Raw genomic sequence first — 20,399 nt, forward strand, 5'->3', positions numbered from 1 at the left:
AAAAAACTTAGAAAAAAGCGCAATCAGGAGAGGACTCAGCAGGGAAATGCACTGCAAGCGAAAAAAGCATAAGCAGGAGTGCGCTAAACTAAGGAAAAAAAGTAAATTGTAGAAAAAACTTAGAAAAAAGCGTAATCAGGAGAGGACTCAGCAGGGAAATGCACTGCAAGCGAAAAAAACGCAAGCAGGAGTGCGCTAAACTAAGGAAAATTGAAGCTAAAGGTACAGAAAAAACTTAGAAAAAAGCGTAATCAGGAGAGAACTCAGCTAGGAAAAAGCACTGCAAGTGTAAAAAAACGCAAGCAGGAGTGCGCTAGACTAAGGAAAGCTCTGAGCATGATAAGAAAAAATGTGAGCACCAGGCACATCCGGTGTAAGGATGCTAGCCAGGATAAAAAACTTAACCAGAACTAAACACGATAGATTCACAGTATTAGCGTTCATAATACTTGGATTGAGCATATGTAAACCCCACAGGATTTCCCTGTGGGGTTTAAACATTGTCCATTTTTACGAAAATTAATAAATCATATCAAATGTCCCTGCAAAATAAAATTATAAACCGCACTTCTCCTTTACGGCTGACCCTTTTATTGCAAAATGTGGGAAAAGATGCTAAAATACCCTTCGTGAAAATTTCTTAAAGCCATATTTTCTTATGGTTATTCCACAAATATCTATGTTATAATTTTTAGAAAGGAGATAAATGACTAATAAGGATAATAGTTATATTGATAAAGAACTTTCTTTGGCAGATCTTAAGGCACAATACGATGCCAATGTTAAAAGACTATTAAGCGACAAGGAAATTTTAGCTTTCATTCTAATTAATACAATTAAGGAATTTAAGGATTATAGTATTAAAGAGGCTAAAAAAGCAATTGAAGGTGACGTAAAAACAGATTTAATAAGTGTCAGACCCTCCAAAGAAAATCTTAAAAACGCTTTTTTAAAGGATGAAAAAGGGAAAGAATATCAGAAAAAAGCTTATCAATCAGAAAAAATATTTGGATTAAATACAGAAAGCAAAATTCCCGGAGAAGGGAGAATGAATTTTGATATTGTATTTACGGTACGCACAATAAAGGGTGAAAGGCAAAAGATTTATATTAATTTAGAAGCCCAAAAAGATTTTTATCTAGGATATGACTTGGTAACAAGAAGTATAGTCTATTGTTCCAGATTAATATCAGAACAGATGGATTATGAATATGATGGCTCAAATTACGATGGGGTAAAAAAGGTTTATTCCATATGGATTTGTATGAATTCCCCTATTAGAAATGCAAATAAGGAAAAAGTATCCGATACAATAGTTGAATACAGTATTTCCCCAAAGGTACGTTACAATGACAATAGGGATGAAGAAAATGTAGCTAAGGGAAGATTTGATTTATTGACATCTATATTTATTAATTTAACGGATAAAGAAACGAATTCAAAAAACAGACTAATAGCAATGCTTTCAACACTCTTATCAAAAGATATGCCGTCCCAAACAAAAAAGAAGGAATTAGAAAGCAATTACAATATAAAAATGACAAAGGAATTGGAAGGAGCAGTGGCAAAAATGTGCAATTTAAGCGATTTAATAGTTGAAGATGCAATAAAAGAGGAAAGAGAACGTTCAAAAAAAATAGAAGAGCACTCAAGAATGATAGAGGAACGTTCAAGAATGATAGAAGAACGCTCTAAAAAACTGATGAATAAAAAAGATAGAGAAATTCGCATGTTAAGAGATGAAATAGCAAGATTAAAAGCTATGAACAAAAAATCTTAGAAAGGAAAAAGAAAAAATAAAATGCCTCTTGCAGGCAAATAATAATTTCAATGAAAAATTACATGGATTTTTGTGGATACATAGAAGAAATTTAAGCAATAAAAGGTAAAGGAAATGTAAAAAATTCCCTTTACCTTTTTTCTTTCTTACTTCTGATATAGTAATACCATAATTATCCCAATCAATTAAGTTCATGTAAGAACGCTTACCTCAATATTCTTGCAAATTCTGGGAAAAGATGATAAAATGCCCTTCGTGAAAATTTCTTAAAGCCATATTTTCTTATGGTTATTCCACAAATATCTATGTTATAATTTTTGAAAGGAGATAAATGACAAAAAAGATAATAGTTATATTGACAAGGAACTTTCTTTGTCAGAACTAAAAGTCAGGTACGATGCTAATGTTAAAAGACTATTGAGCAACAAGGAAATTTTAGCTTTTATTCTAATTAATACAATAAAAGAATTTAAGGATTATAGTATCGAAGAGGCTAAAAAAGCAATAGAAGGTGAAGTAAAAACAGATTTAATAAGTGTAAGACCCTCAAATGATAATCTAAAAAATACATTTTCAAAAGATGAAAATAGGAAAGAAAAAAGCAAAGCTTATCAATCAGAAAAAATATTTGGATTAAATACAGAAAGTAACATTCCCGGGGAAGGGAAAATGAATTTTGATATTGTATTTACAGTACGCACAATAAAAGGTGAGAGGCAAAAGATTTATATTAATTTGGAAGCTCAAAAAAATTTTTACCCCGGATATGATTTGGTAACAAGAAGTATAGTATATTGTTCCAGATTAATATCAGAACAGATGGATCATGAATATGACGGATCAAATTACGATGGGGTAAAAAAGGTTTATTCCATATGGATTTGTATGAACGCAGTGTAAGCAATCCCCCGCTTCAAAAGCGTAAGCTTTAAGCGGGGGTATAAGCTTACTAGTGTCAGAAGGGGTTAAAGCCCCTTCTGACAGGTGGCACAAAGTGCCACTGCGTTCATGAGGAAGTAGCGAAGCGGATTCCGAATGTCCGCTTTACTTCACCCATTAGAAATGCAAATAAGGAAAAAGTATCCGATACAATAGTCGAATATAGCATTTCCCCAAAAGTGCTTTACAATGACAATAGCCATGAAAAAAATGTAGCTAAAGGGAGATTTGATTTACTAACTTCAATATTTATTAACTTAACAGACAAAAAAACAAATTCAAAAAACAGGCTAATATCAATGCTTTCAACCCTTCTGTCAAAAGATATGGCACCTCAAACAAAGAAGAAGGAATTAGAAAGCAATTATAAAATAAAAATGACAAAGGAATTGGAAGGAGCAGTGGCGACAATGTGTAATTTAAGCGATTTATTGGTAGAAGAAGGAATAGCGAAAGAAAGAGAACGCTCCAAAGCGATAGAAGAACGTTCCAAAGCGATGGAAGATCGCTCCAAAAGGTTAATAAATAAGAAAGATAGAGAAATCCGCATGTTAAGAGATGAAATAGCACGATTAAAAGCCATGAATAAAAAATCTCAAACAGGCAAAACTAAATAGTAAATAAAAACCTATTATAGGAAAAATATAGTAACAAATAAAACAACATAGATTTAATGGAATATAAAAGAATTTGATTTAATAACTTTTATATTTATTAACTTAACAGACAAAAAACAAATTCAAAAAAACAGGCTAATATCAATGCTTTCAACCCTTCTATCAAAAGATATGGTATCTCAAACAAAGAAGAAGGAATTAGAAAGCAATTACAAAATAAAGTGCCTCATGCAGGTAAAAATAGTAACAATGAAAAATTACATAGATTTTGCGGAATAAGATAAATAGAAGAAATTTAAGCTAAACCAGTAAAAAAGGGGGTGTAAAACCCCCTTCTATTTGTTTAAAATTCAGACAAAAACGACAATTTATATTTTTATGCATTAGTGGCCTTTATTACCTCTTCGAGCTTCTTATAGGCTGTTCCATCATCAATTAATTTTTCTGCAAGCATTATTCCTTCCAAAATGTTTCCTGCTTTTTCTCCTACATAAAGGGCGGCTCCGGCGTTTAAAAGCACCGCATTCCTTCTTGTCCCTTTTTCTTTTCCCAAAAGAATATCCTTTGTAATAGCGGCATTTTCCTGAGGGTCTCCCCCTACGATATCTTCCTTTTTACCCCTTGTAAGGCCGAAATCCTCCGGTTTTATGGTATAAGCTTTAAAATCACCATTGTTAAATTCGCAAACATAGCTTTCATCAGATGGAGATATTTCATCTAATTTATCCCTTCCATATACTACCATGCCTTTTTCTACCCCTAATTTGTATAAAACATGGGCAAGGGGCTCTACCAGATGTTCATCATATACTCCTAAAAGTATTTTTTTAGGATGAATAGGATTTGTAAGAGGGCCTAAAATGTTAAATACGGTACGGATTCCCAGTTCCTTTCTTATTGCCCCCACATATTTCATAGAAGAGTGATATTTTTGGGCAAAGAAGAAGCAAAAGCCGGTTTCTTTAAGAAGTTCGGTGCATTTTTCCGGCTCTAAATTTATATTTATACCTAATGCTTCAAGGCAGTCAGCAGTACCGCTTTTTGAAGAAGCCGCTCTGTTTCCATGTTTTGAAACTTTGATTCCTCCTGCTGCGATTACAAAGGCAGAAGTGGTGGAGATATTAAAACTTTTTGCATTATCTCCACCGGTTCCTACGATTTCAAAGGTATCCATGCCACCATCATAAACCTGTAAAGCCTGCTTTCTCATTGCGGCAGCACTTCCGGTTATCTCATCTATGGTTTCAGCCTTTGTGCTTTTTGTGGATAAGGCCGCCAGATATGCAGCATTCTGGGTGAGAGAAGTCTGTCCCGTCATGATTTCCTCCATAACTGCATATGCCTCATCATAACTTAAATCTTCTTTGTCTACTATTTTTACTATGGCTTCTTTAATCATTATTCTTCCTCCTTTACATATGATTAATCTGATACTTAAAATCCTTAATATATTCTGTGGCAACATTTATATTAAAATCACTTTCTCTTAGAATATTTATAAAGTGACTTCCTACGATTGCCCCGTCAATTATGTCTGATACATTTTCCAAATCCTTTGGTGTTCTTATTCCAAAGCCCATCATTACCGGTATTTTTGAGGCTTTTTTAACCTTTTTGATATAATTTACTATTTCTTTATGAAAGTTGGCACTTTGACCTGTAACTCCCATGGAAGAAACCAGGTAAATAAAGCCTCTGGCATTTTCTGTTATCATTGGAATTCTATCTTCTGATAATGGGGATATTAGTTGTATCAATATGGTTTCATCATTTTTAGCTAAAGCCGCATTTATTTTCCCCTGTTCCTCAAAGGGAAGATCCGGAATGATTAATCCGTCAACCCCACTTTTGTTGCATTTTTCTATAAATTTTTCTATGCCCATGGAAAGGATAGTATTGTAATAAAGCATAAATATAATGGGAACTATGACATTTTCTTTCCTTAATTCCTCCACTAATGTAAAGGTTTTATTTATATCAGCCCCGGCTAAAAGTGCTTCATAGGAGGCTTGCTGTATTACAGGACCGTCAGCAGTAGGATCGGAGAAGGGAATTCCCAACTCTATAATGTCTATTCCTGCCATTTCTTTTGCTTTTATTAGCTTTTTTGTGACCTTCATATCAGGAAGACCTGCCGTAATGTAGGTAATAAAGGCTTTTTCCCCTTTATTGTTAAGCTCTTTAATTTTTTCTTCTATTCTGTTTGACATTATTTTTTCCTCCTAATTCAAATATCCCTTTCCTGCAAAATAATCGGTAATTGTATTTAAGTCTTTGTCTCCTCGTCCGGAAAGACATATTATCATTGACTGATTTTTATTCATTTCTTTTGCTTTTTTTATACCATAGGCTATGGCATGAGCACTTTCTATAGCAGGGATTATGCCTTCTAATCGGGTAAGCTCCTTTAAAGCCTCCATGGCTTCTTTATCTGTTATTCCTACATAGGTAGCCCTTTTTGAATCTCGAAGGAAACTATGTTCAGGCCCTACCCCCGGATAATCAAGGCCTGCGGAGATGCTGTGGGCAAGTTTTATATTTCCATTTTCATCCTGTAAAAGATAGGATTTCATTCCATGAAGAGTCCCGAGTTTTGAAGTATCAATGGATAAAACGCAAGCATGCTCATCTGTATCAATGCCTTTTCCGGCAGCCTCCACCCCGATTAGCTCTACATCTTTTTCATCAATAAATTCCGCAAACATTCCTATGGAGTTTGAACCTCCTCCCACACAGGCCATTACCACATCAGGATTTCTTCCTTCTGCCTTTAGATGCTGAGCTTTTGCCTCACGGCTAATGCAGGATTGAAATTCCTTTACCATTTTTGGATATGGATAAGGTCCTACTGCAGAACCTATAATGTAAAAGGTGTCTTCAGCGGTTTTACTCCAATATCTTATGGCCTCATTTGTGGCATCTTTTAAGGTGTTTGAACCGGATTCCACTGATACCACCTCAGCTCCAAGCATTTCCATTCTCATTACATTTGGAGCTTGTCTTATTATGTCCTCTTTTCCCATAAATACCTTGCATTCCATGTTAAAAAGTGCTGCCGCTGTAGCAGTTGCTACTCCGTGCTGACCGGCTCCGGTTTCTGCAATTACTCTTTTTTTACCCATTTTCTTTGCCAGAAGTATCTGTCCTAAAACATTGTTTATTTTATGGGCACCTGTATGATTTAAGTCCTCTCTTTTAAGATAAATTTTTGTGTTATATTTTTCGCTTAATCTTTTTGCAAAGTATAGGGGAGTTTCCCTTCCCACATAATCTTTTAAGTAGTAATGATATTCTTTTAAAAAGCTTTCATCTTTTATTGCTTTTTCAAAGGCTTCATCAATTTCTTTTAAGGTATTCATTAATGATTCTGATACGAATCTTCCTCCGAATTCTCCATAATATGTTTTGTTATTATCCATTTTCTCTCACCTTTCTTACGAATTTTAGGACTTTTTTCTCGTCTTTTTTTGTCTCTTTCTCCACAGAGCTTGAAACATCTACTATATCTGGATGCAAGGTATTTATTGCAATATTTACATTTTCCTCGTCTAAGCCTCCGGCCAATATAAATCTTTTTTCTTTTATCTTTTCTCTGATTTTTTTGGCAATTTCCCAGTCAAAAGGCTTTCCACCACCATATTTTGCCCCGTCAAAGAGGTATCCCGCGATTTTTTCATGGTCTTTAATTTCAGGAATTTCTTTATTAATATTTGTGGCAAGCCAGATGGGAATCTCGGCTTTTTCAAAGATTTCTTTTGGACATTCTCCATGAATTTGTAAAATATCAAATCCCATTTCTTCTATTATTTTCAGTTCTTTTACATTGGGAGACACCACCACTGCAACCTTTTTTATGTCAAAATAAAGACTGTTCATTATTTCTTTTGCCTTTAAATAACTTAAGTTTCTTTTGCTTTTTTCATAAAAAACAAAGCCGGCATAATCAGGTCTTGTTTTATTTAAGGTATTGGCATCTTCTAAGCAGGTCAAACCGCATATCTTTATCCCGGTCATTTTTAAAGCTCCTTCCATTTTTTAGAAAGCTCATAAGGTGCGTCACTTTCCATAAAGGCTTTTCCTATAAGGCAGCCATCAATCCCTATATTTTTAAGAAATTCAATATCTTTGTCAGTATTTATTCCGCTTTCTGAGATAAAGCATTTATCCTTTGGAATGTATTTTTTTAGGCGTTTTGTGGTTTCTAATTTTATGGAAAAATCTCTTAAATCCCTGTTATTTACTCCGATTATTTTCCCATCGCAATAAAGGGCTTTTTCTATTTCTTCTTCATTGTGAACTTCAATAAGGGCATCCATTTTAAGTTCTTTAGTAAGTTCATAAAAGGCTTTCATTTCCTCTTTTTCAAGAATTGCCGCAATAAGAAGTATGGCATCTGCCCCTATGGCCTTGGCTTCATAAAACTGATATTCATCAATCATAAAGTCCTTTCTTAACATGGGAATTGTAGTCATTTGTCGGATTTGTTTGAAATGTTCAATATTTCCGTTAAAATGATCCTCTTCTGTAAGAGTGCTTATGGCATCTACCCCTTTTGAATATTGATTTATTCTTTCTTCAAGGCTTAAGTTATTTTTTATATTTCCAAGGGAAGGAGATGCCTGTTTAAATTCTCCTATAATGGATAGTCCCGTTTTTGTCATTGCCTCATAAAAGCTTTCCTTTTTAGGATTTTCTTTTTCTTCTTTTAATTTTTCATAAGAGCACTTTTTTACTTCCTCTAAAGAGGTTGTTTTTTTATGTTCTATTAGCCGTAACTTTTTGTCCTCAACTATTTTGTCTAATATCATTTTTTTACCTTTTCTTTCTACTAGATATTTCCGTTTACAAAGTTTTCAAGCAGCCGTTTTCCGTGTTCTGTAAATATAGACTCTGGATGAAACTGAAGTCCCACGCAAGGATAATTTTTATGCCTCATTGCCATAATTTCCCCGTCATCTGTTTGTGCCATTATTTCAAAAAAATCCGGCAGACCTTCTTTTGAAACAGCAAGAGAGTGGTATCTGGCAACTTTTATAGGACTTTCAATCCCTGAAAATATGCCTTCTTTATTATGTTTTATAAGAGACTGCTTTCCGTGAAATATTTCTTTTGCATAGGTAATTGTCCCCCCTAAGGCTTCCCCAATGCATTGATGTCCCAGACATATGCCAAGAATTGGGATTTTATCGTAAAATTCCTTTACCACTCTTAGGCAAATTCCTGCTTCTTTAGGACTTTTTGGCCCTGGAGAGAGTATTATTTTTTCCGGCATCTCATTTCTTATTTCTTCAATGCTTATTTTGTCATTTCTGATAACTTTTATGTCCCTTGTAAATGTGCCTACATATTGATACAGGTTGTAGGTAAATGAATCGTAATTATCTATAAGTAAAATCATAAGTTTTCTTCCTCCACCAGTGTTTTTGCCAGTGCCATTACCTTATTACAGCATTCCTTATATTCGTTTTCGCCAATGGAATCTGCAACGATTCCGGCTCCGGCTTGAAGATATACCTTATCAGCTTTTTTTATCATGCTTCTTATTGTTATGCAAAAGTCCATATTTCCCGAAAAATCAATATGTCCCGTAGCTCCTCCGTAAAGTCCTCTTTTAGAATTTTCCAGTTCCTCAATAATTTCCATAGCCCTGATTTTTGGGGCTCCGGACAAGGTTCCTGCCGGAAGAAATGAGCCTACTAGGTCAAGAGGGTGGCAGGAAATTATTTTTCTTCCCTCTACCATGGAGCAAATGTGCATTACATGAGAATAGTTTTGCACTTCCATAAATCTTGTGACTTTTACGCTGCCAAATTCTGATATTTTTCCCATATCATTTCTTGATAAATCCACCAGCATGGCATGTTCTGCCTTTTCTTTTTCATCATCAAGAAGTTCTTTTTTTAACATTTCATCTTCTTCTTCATTTTTTCCTCTTGGTCTTGTTCCTGCTATAGGACAGGTATAGACTTTTTTATCCTGGAGTTTTACTAACATTTCCGGTGAGGAGCCGATGAGCTCAAAGTCACCGAAGTTAAAGTAATAAAGGTAAGGAGAAGGGTTTACTTCTCTTAATTTTTTATAAAGGTCAAAGCCCTTTTGTTTGCTTTGTATGGTCCATCTCTGGGAGAGGACTGTTTGAAAAACATGACCTTCTTTTATGTATTCCTTTATTTTATCCACCTTTTGGCTATAATCTGTTAAGCTGTCGGATTTATGTATTATTTTTCCATCTCTTACAAATTTTTTTTCTTTATTTTTTGGAGCTGTTCTACATTTTTGTGTCATTTGTTCAGCCAGTTTCAAGGCTCTTTTTTTGCCTTCTTCATTATCTTCATCAAGGACAATGGCACTTAAGGTTTCCGCTACATGGTCAATTACCACAAAGTTTTTCATTAGCATCATTTGAATGGTATCAATACCGATTTCGTCCGGATTTTCTTTGGGAAGTTTCTCAAAATATCTTATATAGTCATATCCAAGACTTCCTACAAGGCCGCCCTTAAAAGGAGAGTTGTCATCGGATAATATTTCAAAGTCCGAATAATACTCTTTTAGAAGTTCTAAAGGATTTCCCTCTTTTACGATTTTTTCTCCCTTTGAATTTTCTATTATTAAGGAGTTTTTCTCAGAGCGGATTATTTCCTCGGGATTTGCCCCCATAAAGGTGTATCTGTCGTAGTTTTTATCATAGCTTTCCAGCAAAAAGCCTTTGTCTTCCCCTACCAGGGCTTCGTACATGTCAATGGATAGTTCATCAACTATGCTGATTGTTTTTTTGTACAGTCTTAATCTTCTCATTTTTTACTCCTTCTTAAAAATATTAAAAAAGTCCCCGGGATTTATAATCCCAGGGACGATATTATCGTGGTGCCACCCATTTTCATTATGATTCACATTACTTTTAGTAAAAATATTTATAAAAAAAGACAACTTCCCGAAACCGGAAAATCGCCACCGCTTATCATAACCTCTATTCAAATACGAGGCTTTAATATTCTTAAAACCTGATATTCTACCCCTGTAACGTGAGGACACGGCATCCGCTACTAAGACAACTTTTCGCTTTGCGTCTAACAAACCCATTCCCTAAAAGCGTCGCTATCTGCTCACACCAAACGCAGACTCTCTGAAAACTTCATCTAAAAGGTACTATTTTTGCTCAAAGACTTTAATACTTTATCAAATTAATCTATTACAACTATAACATCGCCTTTATAGATGTGTCAACCCCAATTTTTATATTTTCTAAAAAATTTAAATAAAAAAGAAAATAGTCCAATTACAAAAATGTAATCGGACCATTAATGTGTTGCTTTATTTAACCGTATAAAAAAGCTTGATCCCTTTCTAGGATTACTTTCGCACCAGATTTTCCCCGAATGGGTTTCAATGATGGTTTTTACAATGGTAAGACCTAAGCCACTTCCGGTTTTGCTATCGGGAGTTCTGGCTTTTGATACTTGAAAAGAGTGCTCAAAAATCTTATCCAGATAGCATTTTTCAATACCTATGCCAGTATCGTTTATGCTAAAGATTACAAAGCTTTCTGAATTTTCCTCCAGTTTAAGAAAAATCTTTGCCCCAGCAGATGAGTATTTTAGAGCATTGTAAAAAAGATTATCCAAAGCCCGAACCATTTTATCCATGTCAATTTTTACCCTGCAATTTAAATTTTGGGGTATATTTAAGGATAACTCTCTATCTTTAAATTCATCCCGACTTTCTATATCAAAAAAGTACTCCTCAAGAAAACAGCCTAAATCAATTTCCTCAAAATGATAAATATCCTTTGCCTGCTGCTCTAAGGTTAGAAGAAAATATAAATCAGAAATAAGTTTTTGAAGTCCTAAAGTCCGTTTATCCATCATTTCCAAAAGTGAATCCAGCTCTTCATCGCTTAAAGAATTTTTACTTCTCATGGAAATTATGTAATCAAGGCTGCTTCTAAAGGCATTTACCGGAGCTCTTAAATCGTGCGCTATATCTGATAACATCCTAAGTCTTTCTTTTTCTTCTTCTTTTATTTTTTTATTGGCCTCTAATAATCGTAAGGTCAGGTCGTCAACCTGGGAAATTAAAGGTTTTTTAAAAGTTTTGTTTTCATTATTCATTAAATTTCACCTTGCACTGAATTTATAACCTTTAGACCAGATGGTTTCAATTAACTCGTTATCTTTGGCATAGGCATTTAATTTTTTACGAAGTCTGGATACCTGCACCATAACCACTCGCCTGTCATCCTCAGAATACATTCCAAACATTTCCTTTCCTATATCTTCAAAAGTGACTATGTCCCCTTCCTTTTCTAAGAAAAATGACAAAAGCTGGTATTCTCTTTTAGAGAGGGATATTTCTTCATCCATCCAGGATACTTTATGGGATTTTTCATCTATGGAAAGGTTTCCGAAATTTTTTATGGAAGAATTGTTGTCATAAGTCTGACTTCTTCTGATATTTGCAATTATTCTGGCTTTTAATTCCAAAAGAGAGCAAGGTTTTTCAAGATAATCATCTCCCCCAAGACTAAACCCCTTTATTTTAGCTTCTTCATCTATTTTTCCTGACAGAAACAAAATTGGAACTTTAGTAATTTTTCTAAGAGCTTTACATATTCCAAAACCGTCAATATCAGGCATCATTACGTCTAATACAATAAGGTCGGGAGAAAAGTTTGTTACAATTTTTTTAGCTTCTTTTGCTGAATTTGTTACTTTTACCTTAAAACCTTCTGTTTCAAAGTATTTTTTATTTATTTTAAGAACTTCTAGATCATCATCTACGAACAATAATTTTTTTTCAGACATATTTTCATCTCCTGTTAGATTAAAAAACAGATAAAAAGTCTAAAGCTTATAATGTAAAAAGAGCCTTCTTAAGGGAAAGCTCTTTAAGGATAGTTAACTAAGTTCAATAAGTCCCTTAGACTTAAGCTCTTCAAGAAAATCGACTACTGAAGCCTTGCATTCTTCAGGATTTACATCATAAATTTCAAGAAGCTTATCAATGATTTCCCCAATGGTAGTTTCGGTTTGGATAAAATCCCATATATCTGTGGCAGAGCCTTTTAGAAGATAATAATTTCCGGTTTCAAAATCAACCATTGCTTTTTCGTCATTTAAAGTAGCTACTTCTATCTGTTTTACAAGTTTTACCTTTGTACTGTTTTCCATATTCCTATACTCCTTAGGCTTTTTTGCCAATTTACATAATTATTTTACAAATCTTTTCTCTGTTTTTAATTTTACTATAAAAAAGCATTGTAATACAAGTGTCACAGCTAAAAAACTATGAAAGTATTATTATCATTATCAAAAAAGCTTATTTTTATCCGATGTAAATATTGTAATTATAAATATAACGATAAAATAAGAATTTATTGTAGGTTACCAATAATATTTATCAGTACATGTAATTTGGGAAGTTTTTTGTTTTCAAGGGTGATTTATAAGGAGGGGACAATTTTGTCAGAAATATTTGCTTCTAAGGGTCCGGATATTGAACAAAGAGAGATAAAACATATTTTTAAAGCTGGGGAAATTGCCCATGAATGTATGGTTTTACTTGAAAATAACGGTATATTACCTCTTAAACCTGGAAAAGTGGCTCTTTATGGAAATGGTGCCAGAAGGACTGTTACAGGGGGAACCGGTTCAGGAGAGGTTAATTCCAGAAATATTATTTCTATAGAAGATGGCCTTATTACGGCAGGCTTTGAGATTAATACAGGTAACTGGCTAAACAGGCAGGAAGAAAATGTTGAATACAATAAAAGTCTTTATAATAAAATGATTAAGGAAGAAGCGATAAAAAACAACATGCCTCTTACGGCAGTGGTTTTTGACCATCCTTTTAAGGAACCTGAACCTATTCCCATAAAGGGTGATGATATAGATCATGAATCTAAAACAGCCATTTATGTTCTTTCGAGGATTTCGGGAGAGGGGTTTGACCGTTTTTGTAAGCCGGGGGATTATTTGCTTTTTGAACAGGAAAAGATAAATATTGCAAGGCTTATTAAAAATTATAAAAATGTTATAGTTATATTAAATATTGGTGCCGTAATGGATCTTTCATTTTTTAAGGAAATTGAAGGTATAAGTGCCCTTTTGTTAATGACTCAGCTTGGAAGTACAGGGGGAGAAGCTTTAGTGGAGGTTTTAACAGGAGAATCTACTCCTTGTGGAAAAACTACTGATACCTGGGCCTATGATTATTATGATTATCCTTCTTCCATGAATTTTTCTCATAATGAAAGTGTATATGAGGAAGTATATGAAGATGGGATTTATTTAGGCTACAGATACTTTGACAGCTTCTTAAAAAAGCCTCTTTATCCTTTTGGATACGGCTTATCCTATACTGAGTTTGACATAAAGGTTAAAGGAATAAAATTAAAGAAAACAAAGGCAACTCTTTTAGTTAATGTAAAAAATATCGGTGATAAATATGCCGGTAAAGAGGTTGTAGAGGTTTATTATTCTGCGCCACTTGGAAAGCTTGATAAACCTTTTAAAGAGCTTATTGCCTTTAAAAAGTCAGGACTTTTAGAGCCAAAAGAGGAAGAGCTTTTAGAAATAGAATTTGATTTAAGGGATATGGCTTCTTATAGTATGCAGGATGCTGCCTGGCTAATGGAAGCAGGAGATTATACCTTACTTGTGGGAAATTCCAGTGATAATTTAAAAGCCGTAGCTTTATTTAATCTTGCAATTCCTGTTAAGACAGAGCTTTTAAAGAATCTGTTTGATGTGGATATGGAGCTGGAAGAAATAATTCCTGTGGATAAGCCTGATATTAAAATTCCGGCAAGAATTAAAAAAATTTTAATTGACCCTTCTGATATTGTGGCTAAAAAGGCTGAATATCAAGAGGAAAGGAAGGAATTAAAAACTGATAAAAAGGAAGTAATCACTGCCAGAGATGTTTTAGATAAAAAGGCATCTTTAGAGGAATTGGTGGCTCAATTATCTGTTGAAGAAATGGCTAATTTATGCGTTGGAAGTTTTAGGGCAGAGAAAGGAAGCATTATAGGAGATGCATCCCATTTTGTACCCGGGGCAGCAGGAGACAGCTCATTAATTTGTAAAGAAAGCCGGGGCATAAAAAATATAATTATGGCAGACGGACCTGCGGGACTTCGTTTACAGCCTCATTTTAAAACGGATAAAAATGGTAAACTCATTAAAGGAGGAGAGATTTTTTCCGATACCGTTAATCCGTTTGATGATAGTATTCCTGAAAGTGAAACTGTGGATTATTATCAATATTGCACTTCAATTCCAATCGGCTGGGGCCTTGCCCAGTCCTGGAATACGAAACTTTTAGAAGAAGCAGGAGATTTGGTAGGAAGGGAAATGGAGCAGTTTAATGTTGATTTATGGCTTGCCCCTGCCTTAAATATTCACAGAAATCCTTTGTGTGGAAGAAATTTTGAGTATTTTTCAGAAGATCCCTTGATTTCCGGTAAAATGGCAGCAGCAATTACAAGAGGTGTTCAAAAACACAAGGGTAAAGGCACTACAATTAAGCATTTTGCCGCAAATAATCAGGAGGATAACAGATATTTTGTCAATGCCCATATAAGTGAAAGAGCCCTTAGAGAAATCTATTTAAAGGGATTTGAAATAGCAGTAAAAGAGTCACAACCTTTGTCAATCATGACTTCCTATAATCTGCTAAACGGCATTCACACTGCTAATTATTATGACCTTATTCAGTCAGCAGCAAGAGATGAATGGGGATTTGAGGGAATGGTAATGACTGATTGGTTTACCTCACAAAATATGCCGTTTCAATCAGGCCAATATAAGCCCAAATATCCTATATCTGCTTCTACAGGCTGTATATTTGCAGGAAATGATTTACAGATGCCGGGATGTGAAAAAAATGTAGAAGATATAATTGATGCAGTTAAAAACAATAAGGAAATAGACGGTTTTAAAATTACCAAAGCCGATTTACAGTTTAATACATTAAATATTTTAAGAATTGTTTTAAAAACTATGGAATAAAAGAAAAGAAGCTGACCTGTGAAAAAGTGGTCAGCTTCTATTTGGAAGTTATAAAATTGATAGGCTTTTTTAATTGGCTAAAAGAATTCTGTCATTGTCTAATTCTTCGCCTGAACCGATTTTAAATTTATCAAGTAAATCCGCTGTTGTCAGGGATTTTTTCTCTTTTCCGGATACATCATAAATAATGTGTCCATCATTCATCATAATAAGACGATTACCGATTGCAATGGCATCTTTCATATTATGAGTAATCATAATGGTTGTCAGATTATTATCATACACTACTTTCTCAGTAAGTTCAAGAACCTTTTTTGCAGTTTTTGGATCCAGGGCTGCCGTATGCTCATCTAAAAGCAATATCTTTGGTTTTTTTAAGGTGGCCATTAAAAGGGTGATAGCCTGTCTTTGTCCTCCTGATAAAAGACCAACTTTTGAAAACAGGCGACTTTCAAGTCCAAGATCTAACATTGCCAAAAGCTCTTTGTATTCTTCTTTTTCTGACTTGTTTACTCCGTTTTTAAGATTCCTTTTTTTACCGCGGCGGGCTGCTATTGCAAGGTTTTCAATAATTTGCATATCTGCGCAGGTGCCGTTTAAGGGATCTTGAAAAACTCTTCCTATGTATTTTGCTCTTTTATGTTCTACAAGTCTGGTAACATTTTCACCATCAATTATTATTGAACCGGAATCTACAGGATATACTCCTGCAATCATATTTAGCATGGTTGATTTTCCGGCTCCGTTTCCGCCGATAACGGTTACAAAATCCCCTTCATTTAACTTAAGATTAAGGTCTATTAAGGCCTTTTTTTCATTAATTGTATGAGGATTAAAAGTTTTGTATACATTTTTTATTTCAAGCATGATAATCCTCCTTACATCTTAACCCGGTTTTCATCGAAATGTTTTTTCAGGTTCGGAATACCTAAAAATACAGCAACGATTACAGCGGTTAAAAGCTTTAAGTCGTCTGTGTTTAAGCCTAAGCTGATAACAAATTGCATTACCAGATAGTAGATAACGCCCCCTATGGCAACAGCCGTAAGTCTTAAGGCGAAGTTTTTAAATAAATTTCCAAAGATAACTTCACCGATTATAACAGCTGCCAAACCGATAACTATGGCACCCCTGCCCATATTTATATCGGAAAATCCCTGGTATTGGGCTAAAAGTCCTCCTGATAAGGCTACAAGGCCGTTAGATAGGACAAGTCCCTTGATTTTTGCGGCATTTACATCAATACCATTTGCTCTTGCCATATTAGCATTATTTCCTGTTGCTCTTATGGAATCCCCTATTTCAGTTCCAAAAAACCAGTAAAGAATTCCTATTATTACGGCTACGGTAATTAATGTAATAATGATAGCTTTTTGTATTGATGTAATACTTACAAGTAAATCAAACTGGTATATTGACAAAGGCTGGTTGGCTTTTCCCATTATTCTAAGATTAATGGAATATAATGCCAGCTGGGTAAGTATTCCGGCAAGGATGGCCGGTATACTAAGTCTGGTATGTAAAAAGCCTGTTACCAATCCTGCAAGACAGCCTGCCAAAAAGGCAAGTAATAAGGCTACATATACATTTAAGCCTGCTGTCATTGCCGTAACTAAAGTTGCTCCCCCTGTTGCCAATGTTCCGTCTACTGTGAGATCTGCCAAATCCAGTACCCTGAAGGTAATATAAACTCCAATGGCCATTATTCCCCATATTAGCCCCTGACCAATTGCGCCAGGGAATGCGTTAATAAAGGATATCATTTCTTGTTAAAACCTCTTTTCCAAATTTCTATATTTATTTATTTTATGATTCAAAGTCATAAGCTTCGTAATCATCAGGAATTTTGGCATTGTATTTTTCAGCCATATCTTTGTTGTAGTAAGCTACAAGTTCATCTGACTGATATATATTCATTTTAGAAATATCTTCACCATTAACTAAAACGTCATAAGCCATTTCTCCTGCCTTGTGTCCGATTTGATAGAAGGAGATTGAGTAGGTGGCTGTTCCATTGGTGCTTTTAAACAATCCTTCTTCACCGCAGATAATAGGTGTTTTTGCTTCTTCACAGGCTGCACTTATAACTGCTCCGTTTGAAGCGGCTGTATTATCTGTTGGAATGTATAAAACATCTGATTCTGAAGCGGCTTTTTTAGCTACTGCCTGAACATCATTTGTATCTGAGAATGTGAAATAGGTTACCTCCACATCAGGATATTTTTCATTAAGAGTCTCCTTTACACCGTCAACCTGGAACTGAGAATTAGCTTCTGCTGAGCAATAAAGACATCCTACCTTTTTTGTATCCGGGAATAAAGTCATAATCTGCTCTGCCTGTACATCTAATGGTGCAAGGTCGTTAGAACCTGAAACATTAATACCAGTAGCATCTGTTGAACCCATGTCTATTCCAAGGGCTGTTCCAAAATCTGTAATGGAGGTTCCGATAACAGGTGTCTGAGCAGTTACGGTAGCAGTAGCAGCTGCCTGAAGTGAAGCAGTAGCATTTGCCATAATAAGGTCAACTTTGTCTGAAACAAACTGGTTTGCAATTGTTGTACAGTTTGCAGAATCTCCTGATGCATTTTGAACATCAATATTAAAAGTAATGTTATTTTCTTTTCCAAGTTCATTTAAAGCATCACTGAAACCTTCGGTTGCAGCATCTAATGCTTCATGCTGTACAAGCTGTAATACACCTATATTATATTCTTTTTTGGAATCGCTTTGGCTTGATGATTGAGCCTTTGAATCGGATGTGTCTTTTTTTTGCGAGTCTGACTGAGAACATCCCATTAAAAATGATCCGGTAAGGGCGATAACACTAAGCCCTGCAATGATTTTTTTACTAAATTTTTTCATAAATAAAGTACCTTCCCTTTCGTTTTTAATTGCTTATTTTATAAGCAGTACACTAACATAGTTTAAAGCATTAAAGTGAAAAAGTCAATTTTAAAGAAGGCATTTATCAAACTTTTTTAGCGTCTTCTATGTAGGATTTAATGACATTACAAGTATGTGCCATTTGTTCTTTTTCTTTCTCATTAAGGGGAAGCTCAATAATTTCTTCTATACCTTCACGACCTATGATACAAGGCACTCCGCATGCCATACCGGAAAATTCGTATTCCCCTTCAAGATAAACTGAAGCCGGAATTACTCTTTTTTCATCATGGAAAATAGCTTTACAGATATCAGCAGCGGCAGCTCCTATACCAAATTCGGTGGAGCCTTTTCCATTTATAATGTCATAGCCGATAACTCGGGTTCTTTCAAGTATGTATTCTTCCGTAAGATTCTTGTATTTTTCAGGTTTTTGCTCCTTAAGGGTTTTGTAGTTTTGACCCCCGATAGTAAGGTTTGAGAAAGGTATAAAGGAGGTATCTCCATGCTCACCAATAGCACAAGAGCATACGGATTTTCTATCAATGTCAGATAATTCGGAAACTGTACGTTTAAGTCTTGCTGTATCAAGGCTTGTACCGGTAGAAAAACATCTGAATCTGTCTAAACCAAGCTCATCTCTAAGATAATTTCCTATTACATCTGCAGGATTTGTAATGGAAACAATAATTCCTTTGTATTCAATCGGTTTAAGATGTGAAATAACATCTTTTAACATGATTATGGAATCGGTAAGCATTTGGGGTCTTGTCTGTCCCGGCTTTCTTGGCATTCCAATGGAATTAATTATTATTTGTGCATCCTTACAATCCTCATAATCACCCACTTTTATCTTTGTAGTTGATTCTAAAAACAAGCAGGCATCAGCCACATCAAAACAGTTGGATTTGGCTTTAGCCTCATCTTTATCAATAAATACGATTTCATCAACAGTTCCCTGAAAACATAATGCCATGGCAACATGGGAACCCACATGTCCGGCACCGATTATAACGACTTTTCTCTTATCCATTTTTTAAACCTCGTTTCATTTTTATTCAATGTAAAAATACGTTATTACTATTATACATTAAAGCGTTAAAGTGTCAATGTAAAAATGGGATTGAAGTAAAAAATAAACTGTAAAATCAAAAATCATGTATTTGCAATGTACTTCGTCCAGGAAGTCTTGTTTAAATCGAGTAATTTTTGAAGCATCAGGAACCTTTATTAAAACAAAATTAAAGTTATTTTAATTTAAAAACAATCCGATACATTTTGTGAAAGAATTGTTAATATTTGTTTGCAGAGGATAGGAGGAATTGTTATGAGATTAAAAAAACTATTGATTTCTTGCGTTGTTGTTGTATTTGTTTCAGTGATGTCGATTATTGTTTCTAACGCACAAATCATTAAAGAAACAGAAAGTAATGACACATTCGAAACTGCTGAAGAGATTGAAGCAAATTATGAAACTGCAGCACAAGTAGCTCGTAATAATATTCCAGGCAGACGTACTATTAGTGGACAAATTAATGAAAAAGATGCTGATTGGTTTAAAGTGTATTTACATGGAGGAGAACAATATGTAACAGTTAATGGAGAAAAAATGATTATTGAAGTATATGATTCTAATAAAAAAAGAATTTTATATGAAAAACATACAAAGACAAAACTTGGTGTTACAGCTTTTCCTTTTAAAGCATCTGCAAATGGTTATTACTATGTAAAAATATCCATTAATGAAAATGATTCGATAAGTTATAAATTACTTGTTGGTGGTATAACATACGATCGTGCTATCTGTGAAGTTAGCCTAGATACAATAAATATGACAAAGAAACATAACAGTAGTTCTGTGTTTGATTTGGTGGATGAAAAAATTTTGCCAGCAAATGCATTAGTGGACAGTATTTCTATGCGAGGAATAAGAACAACTGCAGTAAACGATATAAATGTTATCAATAATGTTACTCTTTCTTTAGATAGATATATTTGGAAAAAACAAGAGATAATTTCACGTAATATCCCTTTAAAGAGTTTGTGGAGAATAGAATATGTTTATTACAAAGATATATCTTTCAATCCATCAATTGAGTTTGTGTATATATACCCTGTAAAATCAAGTTGTGTAGATAATGAAATAAAACTTAGAAAATGATAGGA

19 protein-coding genes and 1 other annotated feature are annotated in these 20,399 nt (G+C 34.4%); of the genes, 5 read left to right on the plus strand and 14 right to left on the minus strand.

The window, feature by feature from the left end; translation table 11 throughout:
• The first annotated feature begins 706 nt into the window (after positions 1-706).
• The 3 genes from BM153_RS08065 (at position 707) to BM153_RS08075 (ending at position 3,336) form a co-directional block, all read left to right on the plus strand.
• Entirely contained in the window at positions 707-1,780 is a 1,074-nt protein-coding gene (locus BM153_RS08065) for a hypothetical protein (RefSeq protein ID WP_092872536.1), read from the plus strand.
• 372 nt (positions 1,781-2,152) lie between these two features.
• The gene (locus tag BM153_RS08070) at positions 2,153-2,680 is read left to right on the plus strand and encodes a hypothetical protein (RefSeq protein WP_092872538.1); all 528 of its coding nucleotides are present in this window, start codon (positions 2,153-2,155) and stop codon (positions 2,678-2,680) included.
• A 218-nt stretch (positions 2,681-2,898) separates the two neighbouring features.
• Positions 2,899-3,336, plus strand: a complete 438-nt coding sequence (locus BM153_RS08075; RefSeq protein ID WP_143088287.1) for a hypothetical protein — start codon at positions 2,899-2,901, stop codon at positions 3,334-3,336.
• A gap of 376 nt (positions 3,337-3,712) precedes the next feature.
• Here BM153_RS08075 and trpD read toward each other — a convergent pair whose 3' ends face one another.
• The 10 genes from trpD to BM153_RS08130 form a co-directional block, all read right to left on the minus strand.
• Entirely contained in the window at positions 3,713-4,735 is a 1,023-nt protein-coding gene (gene trpD / locus BM153_RS08080; protein ID WP_092872542.1) for an anthranilate phosphoribosyltransferase, read from the minus strand.
• A 13-nt stretch (positions 4,736-4,748) separates the two neighbouring features.
• Positions 4,749-5,546, minus strand: a complete 798-nt coding sequence (trpA, locus tag BM153_RS08085) for a tryptophan synthase subunit alpha (RefSeq protein ID WP_092872544.1) — start codon at positions 5,544-5,546, stop codon at positions 4,749-4,751.
• A 12-nt stretch (positions 5,547-5,558) separates the two neighbouring features.
• Positions 5,559-6,755 carry a tryptophan synthase subunit beta gene (gene trpB / locus BM153_RS08090; RefSeq protein WP_092872546.1) on the minus strand — a complete coding sequence of 399 codons (1,197 nt, stop codon included), beginning with the start codon at positions 6,753-6,755 and terminating at the stop codon, positions 5,559-5,561.
• On the minus strand, positions 6,748-7,350 hold the full coding sequence (locus BM153_RS08095) for a phosphoribosylanthranilate isomerase (protein ID WP_092872548.1): 603 nt from the start codon (positions 7,348-7,350) through the stop codon (positions 6,748-6,750). Before BM153_RS08095 ends, trpB begins: the two co-directional genes overlap by 8 nt.
• 2 nt (positions 7,351-7,352) lie before the next feature.
• Positions 7,353-8,144 (minus strand): indole-3-glycerol phosphate synthase TrpC, encoded by a 792-nt coding sequence (gene trpC, locus BM153_RS08100; RefSeq protein ID WP_092872550.1) that lies wholly within the window; start codon positions 8,142-8,144, stop codon positions 7,353-7,355.
• A 20-nt stretch (positions 8,145-8,164) separates the two neighbouring features.
• On the minus strand, positions 8,165-8,734 hold the full coding sequence (locus BM153_RS08105) for an anthranilate synthase component II (protein WP_092872552.1): 570 nt from the start codon (positions 8,732-8,734) through the stop codon (positions 8,165-8,167).
• Complete coding sequence (gene trpE, locus BM153_RS08110) at positions 8,731-10,134, minus strand: anthranilate synthase component I (protein WP_092872554.1); 1,404 nt, start codon at positions 10,132-10,134, stop codon at positions 8,731-8,733. The genes BM153_RS08105 and trpE overlap by 4 nt, the downstream gene beginning before the upstream one ends.
• 48 nt (positions 10,135-10,182) lie before the next feature.
• Positions 10,183-10,508 (minus strand) — a binding site (T-box leader).
• Positions 10,509-10,637: 129 nt separating this feature from the next.
• Positions 10,638-11,447 (minus strand): sensor histidine kinase, encoded by an 810-nt coding sequence (locus BM153_RS08120; protein ID WP_092872558.1) that lies wholly within the window; start codon positions 11,445-11,447, stop codon positions 10,638-10,640.
• Positions 11,448-11,453: 6 nt separating this feature from the next.
• Complete coding sequence (locus tag BM153_RS08125; protein ID WP_092872560.1) at positions 11,454-12,140, minus strand: response regulator transcription factor; 687 nt, start codon at positions 12,138-12,140, stop codon at positions 11,454-11,456.
• Between the two features lie 93 nt (positions 12,141-12,233).
• On the minus strand, positions 12,234-12,506 hold the full coding sequence (locus tag BM153_RS08130) for a PqqD family protein (RefSeq protein ID WP_092872562.1): 273 nt from the start codon (positions 12,504-12,506) through the stop codon (positions 12,234-12,236).
• Between the two features lie 291 nt (positions 12,507-12,797).
• Here BM153_RS08130 and BM153_RS08135 point away from each other — a divergent pair, with 291 nt between their 5' ends.
• Positions 12,798-15,347: a glycoside hydrolase family 3 protein gene (locus BM153_RS08135; protein ID WP_242949096.1), complete on the plus strand. Its 2,550-nt coding sequence runs from the start codon at positions 12,798-12,800 to the stop codon at positions 15,345-15,347.
• Positions 15,348-15,416: 69 nt separating this feature from the next.
• On the opposite strand, the gene BM153_RS08140 is transcribed toward BM153_RS08135, so the two are convergent.
• From BM153_RS08140 to BM153_RS08155, 4 genes are all read right to left on the minus strand, one after another.
• On the minus strand, positions 15,417-16,214 hold the full coding sequence (locus tag BM153_RS08140) for an ABC transporter ATP-binding protein (RefSeq protein WP_092872564.1): 798 nt from the start codon (positions 16,212-16,214) through the stop codon (positions 15,417-15,419).
• Between the two features lie 11 nt (positions 16,215-16,225).
• Positions 16,226-17,110 (minus strand): ABC transporter permease, encoded by an 885-nt coding sequence (locus tag BM153_RS08145; RefSeq protein WP_092872566.1) that lies wholly within the window; start codon positions 17,108-17,110, stop codon positions 16,226-16,228.
• Between the two features lie 43 nt (positions 17,111-17,153).
• On the minus strand, positions 17,154-18,212 hold the full coding sequence (locus BM153_RS08150) for an ABC transporter substrate-binding protein (RefSeq protein ID WP_242949097.1): 1,059 nt from the start codon (positions 18,210-18,212) through the stop codon (positions 17,154-17,156).
• 106 nt (positions 18,213-18,318) lie between these two features.
• Positions 18,319-19,266: an L-lactate dehydrogenase gene (locus tag BM153_RS08155; RefSeq protein WP_092872568.1), complete on the minus strand. Its 948-nt coding sequence runs from the start codon at positions 19,264-19,266 to the stop codon at positions 18,319-18,321.
• A gap of 294 nt (positions 19,267-19,560) precedes the next feature.
• Here BM153_RS08155 and BM153_RS08160 point away from each other — a divergent pair, with 294 nt between their 5' ends.
• Positions 19,561-20,394 (plus strand): hypothetical protein, encoded by an 834-nt coding sequence (locus BM153_RS08160; RefSeq protein ID WP_092872570.1) that lies wholly within the window; start codon positions 19,561-19,563, stop codon positions 20,392-20,394.
• Positions 20,395-20,399 lie beyond the last annotated feature (5 nt).

Source organism: Acetitomaculum ruminis DSM 5522 (genome assembly GCF_900112085.1).
In the GTDB taxonomy this organism is placed as follows: Bacteria; Bacillota; Clostridia; order Lachnospirales; family Lachnospiraceae; genus Acetitomaculum; species Acetitomaculum ruminis.